At 38.2% G+C, this 18657-nt stretch carries 19 protein-coding genes; 1 reads left to right on the top strand and 18 read right to left on the bottom strand.

The annotated features are described in order from the left end of the window. Positions 1-39: 39 nt before the first annotated feature. Genes F0220_RS12005 through F0220_RS11995 form a run of 3 tightly spaced genes read right to left on the bottom strand, consistent with a single transcriptional unit; the run spans position 40 to position 4845 of the window. On the bottom strand, positions 40-876 hold the full coding sequence (locus F0220_RS12005; RefSeq protein WP_223199916.1) for a GDSL-type esterase/lipase family protein: 837 nt from the start codon (positions 874-876) through the stop codon (positions 40-42). A 47-nt stretch (positions 877-923) separates the two neighbouring features. Next, positions 924-3389: a glycoside hydrolase family 2 TIM barrel-domain containing protein gene (locus F0220_RS12000; RefSeq protein WP_149846541.1), complete on the bottom strand. Its 2466-nt coding sequence runs from the start codon at positions 3387-3389 to the stop codon at positions 924-926. Positions 3390-3435: 46 nt separating this feature from the next. Next, positions 3436-4845 carry an MFS transporter gene (locus F0220_RS11995; RefSeq protein WP_105598262.1) on the bottom strand — a complete coding sequence of 470 codons (1410 nt, stop codon included), beginning with the start codon at positions 4843-4845 and terminating at the stop codon, positions 3436-3438. A 459-nt stretch (positions 4846-5304) separates the two neighbouring features. Between F0220_RS11995 and F0220_RS11990 the strand changes: the two genes are divergently transcribed. Next, positions 5305-6381 carry an AraC family transcriptional regulator gene (locus F0220_RS11990; protein ID WP_149846540.1) on the top strand — a complete coding sequence of 359 codons (1077 nt, stop codon included), beginning with the start codon at positions 5305-5307 and terminating at the stop codon, positions 6379-6381. 522 nt (positions 6382-6903) lie between these two features. On the opposite strand, the gene F0220_RS11985 is transcribed toward F0220_RS11990, so the two are convergent. The 15 genes from F0220_RS11985 to F0220_RS11915 form a co-directional block, all read right to left on the bottom strand. Continuing rightward, on the bottom strand, positions 6904-7305 hold the full coding sequence (locus F0220_RS11985; RefSeq protein ID WP_105598261.1) for an NUDIX hydrolase: 402 nt from the start codon (positions 7303-7305) through the stop codon (positions 6904-6906). A gap of 120 nt (positions 7306-7425) precedes the next feature. Beyond that, positions 7426-7827, bottom strand: coding sequence for a GNAT family N-acetyltransferase (locus F0220_RS11980; RefSeq protein WP_091017143.1), 402 nt, complete (start codon positions 7825-7827; stop codon positions 7426-7428). A gap of 112 nt (positions 7828-7939) precedes the next feature. After that, positions 7940-8572, bottom strand: coding sequence for a hypothetical protein (locus F0220_RS11975; protein ID WP_091017144.1), 633 nt, complete (start codon positions 8570-8572; stop codon positions 7940-7942). 195 nt (positions 8573-8767) lie between these two features. Next, positions 8768-9535 carry a nucleotidyltransferase gene (locus F0220_RS11970; RefSeq protein WP_149846539.1) on the bottom strand — a complete coding sequence of 256 codons (768 nt, stop codon included), beginning with the start codon at positions 9533-9535 and terminating at the stop codon, positions 8768-8770. A 57-nt stretch (positions 9536-9592) separates the two neighbouring features. Beyond that, positions 9593-10219: a Type 1 glutamine amidotransferase-like domain-containing protein gene (locus F0220_RS11965; protein ID WP_149846538.1), complete on the bottom strand. Its 627-nt coding sequence runs from the start codon at positions 10217-10219 to the stop codon at positions 9593-9595. Positions 10220-10437: 218 nt separating this feature from the next. Continuing rightward, a complete protein-coding gene (locus F0220_RS11960; RefSeq protein WP_105598256.1) occupies positions 10438-10842 on the bottom strand; it encodes a DUF4259 domain-containing protein in 405 nt (134 codons plus the stop codon). A gap of 202 nt (positions 10843-11044) precedes the next feature. Next, positions 11045-11689, bottom strand: coding sequence for an HAD hydrolase-like protein (locus tag F0220_RS11955; protein WP_149846537.1), 645 nt, complete (start codon positions 11687-11689; stop codon positions 11045-11047). Positions 11690-11926: 237 nt separating this feature from the next. Continuing rightward, complete coding sequence (locus F0220_RS11950; protein WP_149846536.1) at positions 11927-12646, bottom strand: ferritin-like domain-containing protein; 720 nt, start codon at positions 12644-12646, stop codon at positions 11927-11929. Positions 12647-12833: 187 nt separating this feature from the next. Beyond that, positions 12834-13037, bottom strand: coding sequence for a helix-turn-helix domain-containing protein (locus F0220_RS11945; protein WP_105598464.1), 204 nt, complete (start codon positions 13035-13037; stop codon positions 12834-12836). Positions 13038-13594: 557 nt separating this feature from the next. Then, positions 13595-14035, bottom strand: coding sequence for a hypothetical protein (locus F0220_RS11940; protein ID WP_149846535.1), 441 nt, complete (start codon positions 14033-14035; stop codon positions 13595-13597). A 359-nt stretch (positions 14036-14394) separates the two neighbouring features. Next, on the bottom strand, positions 14395-15222 hold the full coding sequence (locus tag F0220_RS11935) for a DUF6602 domain-containing protein (protein WP_149846534.1): 828 nt from the start codon (positions 15220-15222) through the stop codon (positions 14395-14397). Between the two features lie 241 nt (positions 15223-15463). After that, positions 15464-15913, bottom strand: a complete 450-nt coding sequence (locus tag F0220_RS11930) for a hypothetical protein (protein WP_149846533.1) — start codon at positions 15911-15913, stop codon at positions 15464-15466. Positions 15914-15917: 4 nt separating this feature from the next. Then, on the bottom strand, positions 15918-16421 hold the full coding sequence (locus F0220_RS11925; RefSeq protein WP_149846532.1) for a hypothetical protein: 504 nt from the start codon (positions 16419-16421) through the stop codon (positions 15918-15920). Between the two features lie 301 nt (positions 16422-16722). Beyond that, on the bottom strand, positions 16723-17226 hold the full coding sequence (locus tag F0220_RS11920) for an NUDIX domain-containing protein (protein ID WP_105598251.1): 504 nt from the start codon (positions 17224-17226) through the stop codon (positions 16723-16725). Positions 17227-17521: 295 nt separating this feature from the next. Next, complete coding sequence (locus F0220_RS11915) at positions 17522-18619, bottom strand: Gfo/Idh/MocA family protein (RefSeq protein ID WP_149846531.1); 1098 nt, start codon at positions 18617-18619, stop codon at positions 17522-17524. Between the last annotated feature and the right edge of the window lie 38 nt (positions 18620-18657).

The following is an 18657-nucleotide window of genomic DNA, read 5'->3' as shown; positions in this document are numbered from 1 at the left end:
TCCTCTCCAGCCTGATTAAGGATAGAGTTCATTGGCTTCCTATTTAAATAATTTCATTAACTCGATCGCATATACTTCATGACCCGCTTTACTCGGGTGATTAATTTTATTGGCCAGCATTTTAGTTACGTCATATCCCATGTTGAGAAAATCCATCCATACGGCATAGGTATCGGACAAACAAACGCCTTCTTCTGTTGCTATTTTACGAATAATTTCTACTCGTTCAGACAATGTCGAGCCATTAGGGTTAAACGGGCTCGGTCCTTCTGCATTTGGTGTCATTAGAATAATATCTGCTTCAGTCTCAGCCTGGATTCTCTTAACTATTCTCCGTACTGAACCTTCAAAAACAGAAAGCAACGATATATCTGCAGTCCAGTTCAAGCTACCATTGATCAATACCAAGTCCGGTTGGCAATTAATAATATCCCTGCTCAGTCTGCGCTCCATTCCGATGATGTTGTCACCCGCGATCCCTGCGTTAATTACAGAAACTGAAGTCTCCTCATACTTATCAATAAGCTTCATGCGAAACCGTTCATGATACACTTCTCTGGCGTCTGTAATTTCTAGTGGTCCAGCGAATCTTGGCGGATCCTCCATATCTTCTAACGCTTCTTTTCCTATTCCTTTGAAAAGCTCAGCGGGATCAATAGTCCATTCAAAATGTCCAGCAGTTACACTGTCTCCCAAAACGGCAATAATAGGATTTCTTCTCTCCAAACCTTTTTCGTCAAGTCCATCGGGGCTAAACGCCCCTAAATTTCCTTTATTCTTCAGCATTTTATGAATAAATCGCTCTGGTTTTAAAGATTTAACAGGTGCTTTTTTTTGAGCGAATTCTAAAAACTTATTTTTTATCTCTTCTTCCATCTCAAATTGTGTTCTCATTTTGTTTCCCCTTTTCTTCTTTGGCTAATTCAATCCAAGGGTAGGGCATTAATTTGCACAGTTTGTGATGCACAACCTTCTGCTGAAACGGTCACTTTAATCAAACCAGCTCCGATCGGGCGTATAACGGCTAGAGCTTTACCATCAAAAGTCGTGTATGCACCATCAAAAAAGTTTTCTTCCGATTTTGGATTGGCACTACCGCAGCCCTGCAAAATACCCGAACCTGTAACTGAAACTGAAACCTTGCGGTCAGCGGTATTATACAAATTTCCCTGCTCATCTTTGAGCGTAATCATAACAAACGACAAATCGTTATCGGATGCGGAAATCACGTTTCGATCGGCTTCAACGTTTAATCTCACATCGTTGACAGCCGAACGGAGCTTCATGCGACCGATTTCTTGACCATTTTCATAAGCAATGGCTTCAACTTCCCCCGGGACGTAGACAGTCTCAAATTCTGCTTTATACCGATTCTCTTTGCCCGCGGGTGATTGGCCTACTAATACACCATTGACAAGAAGCTCCACCTGTTCGGCATCCGAATAAACCTCGACTTTAATCGGTTTATTCTCATACCCGTCCCATGACCAGCTTGATATGGAATCGCTCCAGCTCCACATCATCGGAAACATTTGTTTTCCATAATGATTCGGACGCTGAATTGCAATAAACGGGGTTTTACGTAGGCCAAATACAATTTCTCGATAATAGGATACCGGCCGTCTATTTCCAATAATATCGATGTCTCCACACCAGGCAGTAAACCACGGATAACCTCCTACGATGCCCGTTGCTAACTCCTCAGGTTCATAGACAACTCTACCGATCCCTGATTCCCCCAGATAATCCCAGCCGGTCCAAGTAAAATCACCAATAATTTGACTGTGTTGCTTGACCATTTCCCAGTTTTTATCTATCTCTTCCGGTTTAGTCTCGCTACCTATAATGATGCGATTTGGAAACAGCTCCATGTCTAGGCTGTAGCGTGCTTCCCCGTAGTTATACCCTGCAATATCAATACAGGCAAAGGCTTCTGCCGTTTTATCTTTCGCAAAATCGCTGGCCACGATCTTAGCCATCTGTTCACCCAAATTATTCATCATCGTATTAATGCCTTCGTTACCACTCTCGCTCTTCTCCAGCTGATCCGATTGCTGGGATTTCATCCATTTCGAAAGCTCATCCAGAACAGATACCGTAAAATTAATAGCATTTGTTATGTAACGCGTGTTATCAAGTGATCGGATCTTGTCAACGATCTTACGGCCCCATGCCGCATCGACTCTTCTTCCAGTTTCTGGAATTTCATTCCCGATTGTATAGATGATGACACTTGGATGATTATAATTTTTATCCACCATTGCCTGAATATCTTTTTCCCACCACACTGGAAAATGTAATGCATAGTCGTGGTCAGCCTTCGTTGAGGTCCACATATCAAAGCTCTCATCCACCACAAGCATGCCTATACGATCACAGGCATCAAGCAATGCTTTACTCATTGGATGATGTGAGCTTCGCAACGCATTGAAGCCTGCTTCCTTAAGAATTTCGACCCGACGCTCTTCTGCCCGGTCAATCGTAGCAGCACCGATCACGCCATTGTCGTGGTGAATGCACGCCCCTCGCAGCTTGACCGTTTCCCCGTTAATACAAAGACCTTGATCGGGGTTCAACGTCAACGATCGAATGCCAAAGGTAGTTGTCTCCTTGTCCAGCTGTTCCCCGTCCTCTGCCACGATGCTCGTTCTGCATTGATATAAATGGGGAGCATCAACACTCCAGAGTTTCGGGTTTCTTACGTAAAGTCGTTGCCGGAGTATGGCGCTTTCACCAGCAAAAGTCGTAATCGGCGAAACTTCGCTCGCTATTACCTCTCCGCCGGGATCCACAATTGTTGTATGCACGTGAACAGTCTGTGTGTTGTGTCCTTCGTTCTCGAGCACAGTTGCTACGGTTACTGCGGCACGGTCATTATGGATCTCGGGAGTTGCAATCTTGATACCATCCAAGGCGAGATGTAACAGATTCCCGATAATAAGCTTTGTATTACGGTAAATGCCTGCTCCGGAATACCAGCGAGAATCCTTAAGGTTCATAGCAGCGACCTTGATCTCATTCTCCTCGCCGTATTTCAGGAAACGATCCGCACTAACATAAAAATTGGTATATCCGTTCGGATGTTGTCCAGCAAATTCACTGTTAATGTACACCATCGCATTCATGTATACGCCTTCAAATTCGAAGGTTACTCTTTTATCCTTGTACTCCAACGGAACGAAGAATTTCTTCTTGTAATCGTAACTGCCTTCCGGAAAAAAACCGATTGCGACATTTCCGCCGTCCTCTGGCTTAAGCTTTTTGTTACAGATCATCGCATCATGCGGAAGTGTGATCTCTTGTGGAGTTGTCGCTGAAGCTACAACCTCAGAGAAAAATCCAGCTTTGGGTGCAACGGTCCAATTATCATTAAACGAAGTTCTGATCATCGATTCTCTCACCTCTTAACTAGAAATTTTTGATCGCAGACAAACCTTAATTCTCGCCATTTCTTGCTCTTAACTCACTAACGATTTGAGGATGTTGCTTTTCCAGTCTCCAAAAAAGCACGCATATGAAAGCAATTGATGCCAGAATAGTTGGTAAATAAATACTGATCGTTAAGATGCCTTGAATGGCCGATTCAGATTGCTGCGCTGCCGATCCGTCGTAATGAGTGGCTCCCAATATCCATCCGATACTGGAAATACTAAGTGAACTTGCTAAAAGGGCAGCCATTCCAACCAAGCTCATCATCATGCCGGGTGACCGAATACCACTTTTCCACTCACCATAATCGATCGTGCTATTGATAAGGGCTGTAACGAGTGCAGACATCGGAAGTGCCCCCATTCCAGAGAGAATAAAGCCTATGAAAGCAAGTGGTATACTGCTTGTGTCTAGTAGGCGGATTAACATTCCTGCGATGGCAAATATGGTTCCCATTAGAATAACCACTCGCACCCCCATTTTTTTAACCAGGATGGGAAGTGCAGCTAAAACGAGCAAAGACGGAACAATACTCACCAAGGAGAGTAAACTTTGCATATTAATGTTTCCGAGAATATACCGAGCGTAGTAGACTGTACTCGCATTATTCATTGCAAGCATAGTGGTTGAAGTAAAGAGAATCAGCCATCCAGCGAGAAAATATTTATTTTTAAGAATGGATACTATAGCATCCTTGAACGGAACTTTCTTCTCCATCCCGCTTGCATCGCGGTTAACGGTTTTAACATTCTCACGTGAGGTTCGAAACTGATTGAAGATCAATAAAGAACCAAGAATGATTATGATGGCGGTTACAATTAAATAAGCTCTTCGATCTCCTCCTACAAGTTCTACCAGCGGCACATAGCCCAAGGAGACAAGCATAGCTCCACCCATGGTGCCTAACGCCCGTGAGGAACCCATTTTTGTAACTTCGAGCTGGTTTCGGGTCGCCATCGGGATAAGTGAGCCGGAGGCCGAGCTATACATGGAAGTTCCAATGTTGAACAAGATGATACATATTCCTGCCCATACCATTTGGGTCGATACTGCAAGACTCTCCGGAATGGAGAACAAGAGAAGCAGCGAACCAGCCATTGGAAGTATGGATACCAGAACCCACGGTCTTACCTTCCCATATTTCGAGTTAAATTTATCAATCATGATTCCCGTAACGAAACTCGACACAGCACCAATTATTGATCCTACCAATACCAGTGTTCCTAGCATTATTCCATCTAATTGTGCAATAGATGTTAGGTAATACATTGCAAAAGAAGAGAAAATTAAAGAGATTATCGCACCTCCTGCCACCCCCATACTATCTCCAACTAGCTGGCCCTTGCGGAGTTGCAATGGAATCTCACTTGATGATTCGACAGGATGTTCTTCATTTGTTTTACTCTCTGCAAACATGGTATATCCCCCTTTTGTGAATACCTCTTATAAAGAATCGGAACCTAAGCTAAACCATGTTCCTATTGCGATAAAATTGATATCACTTCATTTTTGTATGCCCTTCCAAAACTGAATGATAAAATTAATACTTAATTCATTAATACAATTGTAATAGCATATAAAGATCACTGAAATGAATAATATTAACGCTTTCATTGTATATTATGAAACAAAAAGCACTTCCAATTTTTGAACAGTTCAACATTAGCCTCAGCCTTGGATAACCAGATTTGTTTTAAAATATGCTTTAACTGCTTTTGTTAATGGGTGTGGTCAGTCATGAGTAATATAGCGTTTGATTATTGATTACAACGACTATTTACATGAACATAATGAAACTGTAATAAGTAAAGTTGAATGTTAAGGAGCAATACCATAGACTTCAGTATAGGTAAAATTTTATGAGGAGAGTGTATTATGAACGTAGAGAAGTTGGATCACATACTCCAAGTATTAACTAATTTAGAGGATTTTTACAAAGAAAACACTAAAGAAGATTTTCAATCCGATAAATATTCCACTTATATCAATTTTTTGTCCAGTAATTATATAAAACAAAACAACCTGATTCGTATATATTGGCCACAGTACTCTTCTGAGACCCCCAAATACATTACTGATTCTACTGAATTAGACGAGAACATGCTTATTTTAGAGGATCTTAACATGGCTATCGTTAAACATATCAATTTCTCACTGGACCTTATGCATTCCAATAATTTCTTCCAATGTATATATATATATAAAGGTGCTGGTGTTCTTAACTTGCTAAATAAAACTTTCCAATTATCGTCGGGAGACTTGTTTGTAATGCCCCCTAATATTAAACATTCGATAAAAATAGAAGAAGGAAGCATATGTATTTATGTAATGATACGACGTAAATATATAAACTCTGTTTTTTTTGACTTATTTCATCACAATTCTCTCTTGGTCAGTTTTTTTAATAAGGCTCTATTGGATGAAAACAACAATGATACAAATTATATTCTTTTTCATACTGGAAATAATTCTGACGTTAGTGAAACCATGCTCCGCTTATTTAGTGAATACTTATGGGGAGATGAATTTCGAAACCAAATCATGGAGTGTTATTTGAAGTTGTTGTTCAGCTTTCTATTCCGTCACAAACAATCGGATATCGAAACTCCAACTTCACTTTCAAATATCGAACTGCATTTCAATGAAATTATGAGTTATGTAAGGAAAGATTTCAGATTTGCCACTCTGGCTTCAGCTGCCGAATACATGCATCTTAGCAAACAGTACATCTGCCGAATTACACAACAGGTGTCAGGTACTAGCTTTTCCAAACTGTTAATGGCTGTGAAGTTAAAAAAAGCGGTTCAGTATTTAAATGAATCCAATCTGAAACTTGAAGAAATTGCAGATTTCACTGGTTTTACCGATGTGTCTCATTTTAGCCGCACCTTCAAGTCTCATTTGGGTCTTTCACCCTCGAAGTACCGAGCACAGCACAAGGTTGAGCTGTAATACCAACATGTCTCATATCAAACAATACTCAAGTCTGAGTCTAAGTTAGCTAATCGCGAAAAATAAAGCTGTCGGTGGATCAATAAGTACATCCTCAACCAGGGCGCATTCATTTAACATTTCTACTAACTCATTCGAACGGTGGCTATCAAAATGGTGATCTTCATAGTTTTAAGGTACGCAAAGACTTATAATAGGTTGTTTCATCCTTATATCTCCATTGGTGAGCAGAAGCAGTGCCCCTATTGAGCCGATCCCATTTTCACAATTAGAAAACTAGCGCAATTAAACCTGAGTTACGAAGGTACAATCATATAAAAAGAGCTCCTATCTATGGTAGAATGGTGTTTGTTTAGAACATCACCAACCCATGAGAGGAGCACCTTTTAAGATGGAATCTACCATAATGTAGAGCTTGTGGAGTGTCATGTGGAGTATATTTTCTCTAATTTATCGAGATCTCGTCTTCGGACAGAGGGAGTAAACCCGATAAGTGAATATATTGTGATCTAATGATTGCCCTTATTCTGAAAATTCAATCAAAAAAGGATGACTTTTCTCATCTAATGCATTGTGAATTCTGTCATAGAAATTCCCCCATGTTATCATTTGCCCAGCTTCTTCTAAAGTAAAGTAGCCCACCTCTTCACTTTCATCACTGGTAGTTAAAGCTCCACCAATCGGTTTTCCAGTAAATATATTGTTGCATACGCCGCGCGTTATGTTCTGATACAAACCACAAAATTTAATTAATTCGATGTCAATTCCTGTTTCCTCTTTCACTTCTCGTACTGCTGCCTGCCTAATAGTCTCTCCTTCTTCAACACAACCTTGAGGCATTTCCCAGCCTCTTCGACCTTTCATGAGTAAAATCTCATTATGTTCATTGAGAACGATTACACTAGCAGAAACGATAAATTTCATTCTAATTCCTCCTATGTTGGTTTATATAACCACTCTTCTTCTAATGGCTATGCTAAATGCCTAGAACTGAAAAGTGTTGTTATCTGATGATCCCAACTTCTTTGATAAACTCCCAAAATGCTACACCATATCTGAAATAAACATAGCTTTTGTGCCTTCTTCTGGCTTAAATCCAAATAATCCATAGAACTTTTCTGCACTATCATAGGATATAAGCACTTTTGTTTTGATATTAGAATATCGACTAAGCATTTGTTCCATCATTCTCTTTCCAATTCCTAATGATTGATATTCTTTGTGTACTAACATGTAATGAAAATATACTGTCATCACGCCGTCAGACAATGCATTTATTAAGCCAACTAATTTGGTATCATCCCATGCTGTAATAACCGTATGTGAGTTGTTTATTGCTTGTCTAAGATCTTCTGGGAAATCTCCTGATTTCCATTCCACCGAGTGAAACAGTTCTTGAATTGCTTGTGTATCAATGTCTTTTACTTCTTTGAAAATGATTGTCATAATATTGCTCCTATGCTTGTTGTTTTGATCTGATACGTCTGGCTGGATACATCCTTCTGCTTATAACTTCTACCAGACCGAAGAGCACTAGCGACGATGCTTGAACATTTGGTTAGGCAATGTCGTTGCCCTCCATGATTACCCTTACATACTCATCCCAATCCTTACCGTCTGTATTGATTTCGAGTGTTGGCACTCTTGAGATTTGAGCTTGATGTCTTAATACATTTTGGATTTTTAATAATTCACTTACCGACGATCTTACTTCTTCTTCTGTTTTATAGATCCATTCTTCAGGTTGTCTGCTTTTGATTCTTTCTTCTACAACTTCGGGCGAGATTGTAAGCAAAATACACTTGGCGTTTAAAGACTCAAGCTGTTCTTCTATTTTATTTATCTCATCCAAATCCGAATCTGCAAATGCAGCTCTATGATTTAAGTGAAACCTCTCCAGCACATAAAATAGTCCCCTAGATCCTCTAGATGCAGGACCAAGTTGAATTGCCCAATCATTAAGTTTCTTTAGCATTTCCACCCGCTCTTTAAGTAACTCAATGTGTTCTTCTCGCGTTAGACTCACATATTCTCCATGTTTATTATTCAAAATTTGAGAATAATGTTCTCCAAGAATAACTACACTCCGTTCTGAGGATTCTTCTTGTGATTGATATCGTTTAATCGCTTTTAATACTGAAGTCTTCCCGGCATTTGAGTACCCCTCAAGAATTACTCCTCTTATATGCATTTAATCCTCCTCTCGCTAACTATTATTTACCTAATTTTCCTCTAATTATAACGTTCAACATTAGTTGAATGGGTTCGATGAAGCGTTTCCAAAAAATATGTCTAGCATACCATGGCTCCGTGAGGAGCCGCTGCTTGAATGTTATGTTATACGACGAAATCGCCTCTCAGAGTGACCAATATCGTAAAAATGTTGTTAGCCAGAGGAAGTTTTTGAAGCAGCCATTATATTTAAGGCATTCTCAAAATAGCTATATACTTCATCTGCGATTTCCAGAAACTCTTCAACAGATACATCGCTATCCAAGTAACAAGCATAAAGATACTCAACTAAAGCGGAGTCAATATCGCAATAGTTTAATATGGCATTCTTCATCTTAATGATTTCGTCTTCCCATACCCCTGTATCTTCTAAAACCAAAGAGTATAATGCACGAATTAATCTCTTAGAGTAACCTTTAATATATCTAGTTTTCATTGCGTGATCACTAACATTAGAAAGTGAACGATGTACACGATCTACTTCCTCCTTGGTATCTGTATTTAAGTCTAAAATGAATTCTGGAGAAATTATGATCGGGGGTACTTTTTCACCAATATCCTCCCCATGTATACAAACACAAATGATCTTAATCCAAAAACCCCAATCGTTCGGTCTACTTAATACATCATCAATCGAGCAAATGATCGTATCCATCTTAGTGACGAATGGATATTCTTCCAAAAGCCTGTCTTTAATCATTGACAATCTTTCGTAATCAATATCTTCGGGATTTGCACATACAATAGTAAAGTCTGCATCTGACTTAAAAGGTTGAGCCGTTCCTTTGGGAATCGATCCACACATATAAATGCTATGAATCTTATCTTTGAAATCGTAAAGTATACGATCCACATACTTATCAACCAAATCCTTATATTCACTTTGTATTGCAATTCTATTTATAACTTTTTCTAATATCATATAGACTCCTCCTAAAATAAGAACTTCTTCGAGCTACTTTCAATGAATTTACGACTTTCAATGTGCTTGGTTTATTAAGATTGAAATATATTCTTCATCTTTAAGCCTTGTCACCTTACAGTTCTCATTGGATTCAAATTCTATTATTCTCTCTTCAATTGTTTTATTAGTACTATCTTTAAATATGTCCTCTCGATCATAGTGAGGAAAAATAAGCTTGTCGGTTACACCTAATGCTTTAAAATCCGTTAAATTCATTGTGTTCATCTGTGGAGTAAAGAAATCCACAATGTTAATATTCGGGCCCAGTAATAAAGTTCCAGCACTAACACCAACTATAATTACATTCTGTGCAGCCAGTGTTTTAATAACTTCATCAGCACCACTTTTCTTCGCGTAATACAATAATGTAAATGGATTTCCACCATTGATATATATAACATTTCTATGTAAGAGAATTTGCGGGTCATCAAATTCAATATCTACAAAATTGATATGTTGAAATCCCATGTCCTTAAACTCTTGCATTGCTCTTTGTGCATATCTATTAGTTTCTTTTCTAGGGGATGCTGTTGTAATAATTGAGACTTTTAATTGAGAAATATCTCCATCAATAAAATCCAAAAATTGATTTTTAATATCTTCAGTATAAAAACCACAAGAGGTTAGTAACAAGCTACTCATTGAAATCCCCGTCCTTAAATAATAGTTTATCTAGTCTTTATAATTTGATTAAGGCATCCCTTGGTTTCTGCTAATGTTCCTGTATTCATGAACCCCAAAGGGGTTGTCTGCCGAAATTGCCTCATCGGAATCCTTCCAGCAGACCAAGGCTCCTACGGAACCGCAACTTCAATATTTGTTATGTGAAGTTCCCTCTTCTCGAAAAGCTATCCATTTCTTTACAATCGATTTTCTAAGTCATTTATTGTATTTAACCAGATTGGGTATTCTTCTGATTCTTCCCATAGCTCTTTTAGTTCTGAATCTTTCTTAATTTTCTTAACTGCTCGTTTAGCTTTTGAAATGAGTTTTTTTCCTTTTCCTTTATGTCTATTGATCCAGTCATATAGATCCTCTGTATTACTTTGATTTTTCAAAATTTCTTTCCCAGGATTACCTTGTAATGCTACAAGGATCTCAATTGCGCCTAAAGCATTGGAAGCTAAATCTGACTCAATATAATCTTCTTCTAGTACTTCTTCAATCGTCTCTTCAATTAATTCGATGTCATCAGAATCAAGTAAATCTGCCTTCCAATCTAATACATCATCGTTCTCGAAAATTCCAGTTCCCCATGCTCCCATCAATTAACCTCCAAAAAGTGTCATTATGTTTTAAAGCTCTTATGGACATAACGTTCCCGTATTCATGAACCCCCAAGGGGTTGTCTGTTGAAATTCCTCTCCGAAATCCTGGCTCCGTGAGGAGCCGCTGCTTGATATGATGTTATATGATGTCAGCGTCTTATTCGAAAATACTTCACAAATTATTCCACTTCCCATGATGTTAAATATATTTTTTCAATTCAAGTAAATCATCAATAATATAATCCGCTTGTTTAAGCTCCCATTCTTGGGCAAAGTCAAATCGACAACCGAAAGCCTTCAATCCATTGTTTTTTGCTGCTTTGATATCAGAAATCCTGTCGCCAACTACAGCAGCGTTGCTGATGTGATATTTCATAAGGATGTATCTAACTAAGTCATCCTTATTCTGAGTCTCTATTTGCTGGATGCTAAAGGTTTCTGTGACCCAATTATTTAACTTGTAACAGTTAACGATAGCATTGAGGTATTCGATTAGTCCATTACTTGCAATAAAAATTAAGCAGCCTTCCTGTTTTAAAAAATCAAAAATTTCTTTGACATGCGGATAAAGCGCACCGTTGCCATAATTAATATTTGCAATTAACTTCTCCAAGAAGATTTCGTCTACAACTCGTCTGATTTCGTTTGAATGGTTCGGTAATAACGTTTCCCAAACTACTGGTAGAGGAACTCCCATAATTTCACGATATTTTTGAATTGGAGTTTCACTCGACCATTCATTACGAGACCTCAAGATAGAAAACGTTTCTTCTAACGATAACTCTAAGATTTTGTTTGTTTGAAATAGTGTACCATCCATATCGAAAATAACCGCTTCCAGCATGATTTCACTCCTATTCAGAGTTTGAATAATTTTATTTTGTATTTTTATACGCTAATTTCCTATAACGTTACTGTATCCACGACGCCCACCGACTTAAACCACGTTAGGGGCGGCCGCGATGCGGTTAGTCCGTGCGGATGTGTCCGCCTGATTACACTTCCCTGCCAATTCCCTTCGGGCTAACCGAGGGAGCGTCAGGACCCAAAGCTTGGATATAATGTTAACTGACGTAAGCCTCTACTGTGAATTAGTTATAATCTTCTTTGTTAAGTTAAACTCATGACGGCATTCATAGTAATAACTTTTGAGTTTATATCCCCCAGCTTTAAATACAGACTTATGTTGATACCACACTATAATTAGCGTTCCTTCAAAAAGAATTCTACGAAGGGTATAAACTATTCTGTTAAAGAAGACGTTTCTATTTTGAGCAAATTTATGAAGTGTTTCGGATTGAAACTGAACATGTTTCTCCTCATCACTTAAAATCTGATTACATAAATCGATTAATACTTCTGACTTTGTAGATTTTTGCAAAGCTTTATAGTACAACTTAGCAATGATCTCAGCGGTTAATAGAACAATGACTGATTGTTCTAAACTCGCATATCGACGTAATCTTCTAAATACATTGTTCACCCAATGTCTACGAAGGAGTGGGATTCCCTGTACCTTCATAAATCTGCCTAGATCTCTAGCGTGCCTCTGTTCTTCTTTAATGAATTCTATAAGCGCTTCATAGTAATCCTGATCTTGTGTCTGATGTACATATTCTTGCGCACGTTTAATTAGATGTTTACCTTCAGAGTTTTCTCCTAATTGAAACTGTTGAATTGACTTAATGATTATTTCTCTTTCATTAGTTGTTAATTTATAGTTGTCATCCCAATGAATATATTTGAGGTTTTGATTATTTCTTCGATAATATTGCACCCATTTCGAGAAAGTGATATTCATTATTTGCTCCTAAAATGTAACAGTTTTATGTCAGATAACGTTGTTGTATTCATGACGTCCGACAAAGTCGGATGTGTCTGCTAAAATGCTTCTTTGAAATCCTTCTGGCAGATCAAGGCTCCGACGGAGCCGCTGCTTGAATACTATGTTATACGACGGAATCTCATCTTTGAGTAATCATCAACCATCATTGATCTACTATATGCTCCAATAGATCTCCAGGCTGGCATCCCAATGCCGTACATAATTTATCAATTACTTCTAACGATACATACTCATTCGTATTGAGCTTTGCCATCGTTGCCGATGAAATCCCCGTCATTTTCAATAAATCCTGCTTCTTAATCTCCCTGTCAATCAATAATTTTTGAAATGGTTTATAACTTATCATCTGGTGCTCCTTCGTATCTGAATTGAATTTTTCTTTAAATGGCGAGCCATGGAACCAAGGCTTACTATAGTCCCATTCTTTCATAATTATCACCTTCATTTAAGTTTTATTATGTTTCTTCTTTTTATTGTTCTTTAGTTTTTCTTCTTGACTCTAGTGTATTGCGTATAGCGTTGCGCATTTCTGACGTCCAAACGGCTTAAGGACCGGAGGTTCGGGTAGCTTTGCCACTTAGCTGGTTGATGCGTCGCCTGATTCCACTTCTCCGAAATCCCTCTTGAAGACCGAGGAGCGTCAGCGACGAAGCAAAAATGCATTGTTATACGCTGCCCCTTCTTCGATTCCACATCCTTATATGTCTGGTGTGTTTTATGTATTTAATATGTCTTTATGTGTTTTATCTTTTGGTTCTATCATTTGCTTCTATTAAATCCGTTTCCGCATAGGAAAGATCCCCTCATTTACTCTCGTACACCTTCACCATTCGGGACTTAATCCTTGAAATAGAATACATGTTGAACGCACAATCAAAATTTAAGAGAATTGTTGTCCTCCCTTTAATTCGCAATAGACAAATATGTATTAATGACATGCACAATACCAAAAAGTACTGTTGGTATAATAGCCAGATAATTTTGAAGCCAAATCTCAGCTAATATAAAATATACTACCGGGAGAACGGCCATCCCCAAAAAAATAATCGAGTTTGCGTTGCCTGTAAAATACAATATCCATAGCCCATAATAAAAAATCAACATTATTGGCATACCAATTATATACGGACATCGCATTTCAGATGCTTGTTCTCTTACAACAAATATCAGAAGAAAGAAAAATATCGCCTGACTTCCGTGCTCCAAAACATCTAAAATCAAATGGCTATTTGCATTGTTTCCTGATATATCTGACGCAGGAATTAAAAAATAAAATATATTTGGTATCATTGGCAATAAAAAGATTAGCAGACCCTTCCATGAAAAACCAAAATGATAATTCATTTGATCCTCTCTTTCGCATAAAAGAAATATTCTTTAGTTTGCACTTTATTATAAATCCGCTTCTCTGGTATTCCTCATAATGACCAAGGAGCATAACTAACGATGTAGAAATTTATTGTTATATGGTACACCTTCTAATATTCCGTTCATCCTGGTTTCAACTGCTACGCTGTAAATGTATTCTTTCACCTATATTTATTATTTGTTATTAAATGGTTGCATGGTTTAACATTCTTAAGGGGTTGCGTATAACGTTCCCGTATTCACGACTCGACACATGTCGAGTGTCCGGCGAATGCCGGATCAAGGGCGTATGCCCACAGCGTGAATATATTGTTAGGCGATTTTCGTAGTTATTTTTATAATACTTTAAACTTTTCAAAATACATCTTATGAACTTCTTTGCCTTCTGGGAGAGGATAATAAACATCTTTATAATGCGATTCTAAAGGATCACTATAATTCCCGAGTTGTCTACGTAAAATAAACTCTTGTAAATTAGATAAAAAATAAGATATACCTAATCCACTTGGTAATTTATAAAAACTATATTCTGCAAAGAACTCATCATATTCTTCTTTAAACGGCCACAATTTAATAAACCTTCTATCTCCTAAGCAAATATTATTAACACAAACTTTTAAATTTTTCGGTAAAATTTCATTAAAGTGATCACGTTGTACAATTTTATTATCAAAAAACTTTTTCATGTAACTTTGATAAGCTTGGTCTTTTCTTTTAACTTCGCTATATGCAAAAACCCCATTAAATATTGAAATGTCACGTCCATTAGAAATAATAAGACCGTTCTCGTTAGCTTTATCAACTATTTCTAATAATTTGGAAGGTTCTATTGAACTCTTAACCTCGATGATACCTATCACATTTTCTGGAGTTGTAACAATAAAATCTCCCTCTGAAAAAATAGGTGGTATATTATTCTCATAAATTATGAGATCTATCTGCTTGGTTATGCGATTTTTGTTCCTTACGAATCCAGTTCCTACGGAGAGGTTTTTGGGAAGAATCCTTTTTAAATAATTCATTAATATGATTTCTTTATATCGTCCTTCTTCTGCCCAATTAGCATCGTCGATAAGGTGCCGAACACGTAACTCGTGCGCTTTAAATTCCTTGGCAATTGACTTTTGATATTCTAAGTAATTAGGCATTTTTCTTACTTGCACCTCCAAGTTTGTGTTTTGATGATTTAAACATATTTGATTTTAAGAATTTCGCCTAACGTTCTTGTATTCACGACCCGACGCATGTCGGGTGTCCGGCGAACGCCGAACCAAGGACGAATGTCCGCAGCGTGAATATTATGTTATACGATGGTATCTCTTCTTAAAGCCCTCTACTAGATTATAAAATCTTAATAATTTCCAGCGTGACAAAACTGCATAAACTAAGTCATGCTTACACGCATTATTTAGCAGAAAAGTGAGGTAGTCTTAACCAGTTAATTACTAAGTAGGAGGTAGTAAAGTACCATAACTTAAACAGCTTCATGAACTGTTCATCGCTAGGCAATATTCCGTTGTTTCTCCACTCATTTATAATAGTTTTACAATCCATACTCTGTTGATTGTTCACTCCTTTAATGCTTTTAATCTCAGCACTCCCATGACGGGAGTAGGGACCAAACAGGTCTGAAGCATTAAACACACCAAAAAAACATCCTTTATAATAATTATTGTCATTAACTTGCTTACTTAAGAAATAAACTAAATTATTTACCCATGGCCTTGTGCTTTTTTCATCATATGATTCTTTATTGCGTTCAATATCATTTTTTATTACTTCCAAAATGTTACTTACTCTTTTAATAAAATCAGTTTGTGTGTAACTATATATATTAGCCCACTCATATAACACTACGCTAATTTCTTTTTTTTACTAATGCTCCTTTGAACAAGTAAGAGCTCTTTAATATATCATTACTTTGGATTGTTACGCTCTCAAAGCTCGATAAGTTATAAGCTTGGAGAAGTTCATTCATTTGGGTTGCCCATAAGTATTCTTTGAAATGGTTTTCTTTTACATGTATCTTTGTTCCTGCGTTTAAAATGTGGTTGGCATACTTCAAAGCTCCAGAATCAACAATCTGTATATCTTGAGTTTCTAACATGGTTTCTATTTCAGCTATTTTCAAAGGTTCTCTTGTCTGTTCACTTTCATTGAAAATTCGATGAATCCAAAAATAATTTAATTTGAAATGCGCTTCATAATAGCTCAAAAATACGCGATGAAATGAAAAAAAATTGCTTTCCCCTACAATAGATAACATTTTATCTAAATCCTTATGACGAATCCAAAATAGTCTTTCTGTTTTGGTATCATATCCATCTTCTACATTAATTGTTTCATCATCTTCATACCCCATGTAAAAAGATTGCAAAGAAGGTAATGTTGGGAATTTTCCCGAAACTAAAAGCCCAGTATTTGGAAGGAAGTACTCTATTCAAATGAAATTCTCCTTTTGTTTTAATTGTATTTTTTGGATAATAATTTTCGTATAACGTTGTGTATTCACGAACCCTCACTGGCTTAAGCGCGTAAGCGCGGGTCCGACGGACTTAGCCAGTGCAGGGTTGACGCCTGATTCAGCTTCCCCGAAATCTCTCTTGGCGACCGAGGGCGAATGCCCGATGCGTGAATATGGTGTTATGAGATGGTGATGTCTTCTATGGATTACTTTCAAATATTACGCTAGAATATGGTTTTATTACTTGATCCGAAAAATATTCTTTAAAGAATTCATTGGTTGTTCTAGGAAATTTATAATGTTCTAAAGATTCTTCTAGCCTATACACTGTCCTCTTAATTTCATTAATGGGTAACCATTCAATCCCAACCTGTCCAACATCAGCTTGTAGGCTTCTTAATTCATTATTTAGGAATTGATTGTTGCACTCATAAATAAAATCAATAGAATGAACTTCCTTCATTATGAAAGAGTATTCATGATTGCGCGATATGTATTCTCTTACACAAACTAACCTACTACTCGATATTTCAATACCCAGTTCTTCCATACACTCGCGACTTAACGCCTGTTCCAATGTTTCGTTCTCTTCTTGAGCTCCTCCAGGTAGTACATAATAAATACCTATATTTGCTCTCCTTTTCTTTATTAATAAAAGATTGTCTTTCTGAATAATCAATGCTCTTACTGTATTTCGAATCATCTAGAATAATCTCCCTCTATACAATGTCTACATCACTTTCTCATAACATCACATCTACGAACTTCGTAAATACCTCTCTTTTCAAACAATATCCGAACTACATATAATATAACCCAGATTAATCCATCTGCGAAGTCACGAACATACTTAAAAAAGCAGCCCCAGTGCGAACTGCTCCATTTGTTAGAAAAGACTAACCTTTGGGATCCAGTTTAACATTTGGGCTGCTCTTTCTTCACTCAACTTAACGGATAACCTTTAGTAATCAACCTGTGCTCCCCTTCACCTAAAACATTTACTTCGCTCCACTACTCCACACCACGCGATCACTCATCGCTTTATGTTGTGCAATCAGGCAGAGTTCTGCCGCTTTGAATGCATGTTCCTGTGTCATGGCGGTCTCGGTACGATCCAGACAATCGCGAATGAGTTGGCCGAAGAAAGGATAACCGACCTTGCCTTTTACACTGTATCTAAACTCGCCCTCATGGTTTACCAGATAGACTTGATCACCTTCCGGCTCTCTCGCTACATCGATATACTTCCGCAACTCGATATAACCGTCTGTTCCGAGAATAACCGTACGCCCATCCCCCCATGTGCCCAGACCATCCGGTGTGAACCAGTCCACTCGGAAGTAACCCGACGCTCCGTTGTCACCAATCAGTGAAGCTTCACCGAAGTCTTCCAGTTCCGGGAACTGTGGGTGATTGAAGTTATGCACACGACTGAACCCTACCTCAGCGTCCGTACATGATGCAAACGTCAGAAATTGTTCGATCTGGTGACTTCCGATATCGCAGAGAATACCGCCATACTGCTCATGCTTGAAGAACCAGTCGGGTCTTCCTCCGGCATTCAGGCGATGCGGGCCTGTACCCATAACTTGCACTACTTTGCCGATTGCTCCTTGTTCAATGAGCTGCCCCGCATAGATCGCGCTTTCTACATGTAATCGTTCACTGTAATACACCATGTACTTTTTGCCTGTTCGCTTCACTTCTTCTCGTGCAAGCTTTAATTGCTCCAGCGTCGTAAATGGGGCTTTGTCTGTAAAATAGTCCTTGCCTGCGGCTAGCACTCTCATGCCAAGCGGCGCACGATCTGAAGTGATTGCTGCACTCGCCACCAATAACACCTCATCATCTGCAAGCACTTCTGCCTCAGATCCAGCGACTTGAGCCTGTGGGAACTGCTTCTGAAATGCCTCTACCTTCGCCGGGTCCGGATCATATACCCACTTGAGGGTAGCTCCAGCGTCCAACAATCCTCCAACCATGCCGTAAATATGCCCGTGATCCAGCGCAACAGCAGCAATGGTGAATTCACCGGGACCACATACGACCTCTTTTGTAACACTTTTTGGTGCATAAAACATTCCGTCTTTAGCCATGTCATCCCATCCTTATTATAAAATTATGATTACATGAA

This window comes from Paenibacillus sp. 37, assembly GCF_008386395.1.
Classification (GTDB): Bacteria; Bacillota; Bacilli; order Paenibacillales; family Paenibacillaceae; genus Paenibacillus; species Paenibacillus amylolyticus_B.
The sequence above is the reverse complement of the archived record's forward strand: the minus strand, read 5'-3'. Positions and strand labels throughout refer to the sequence as shown.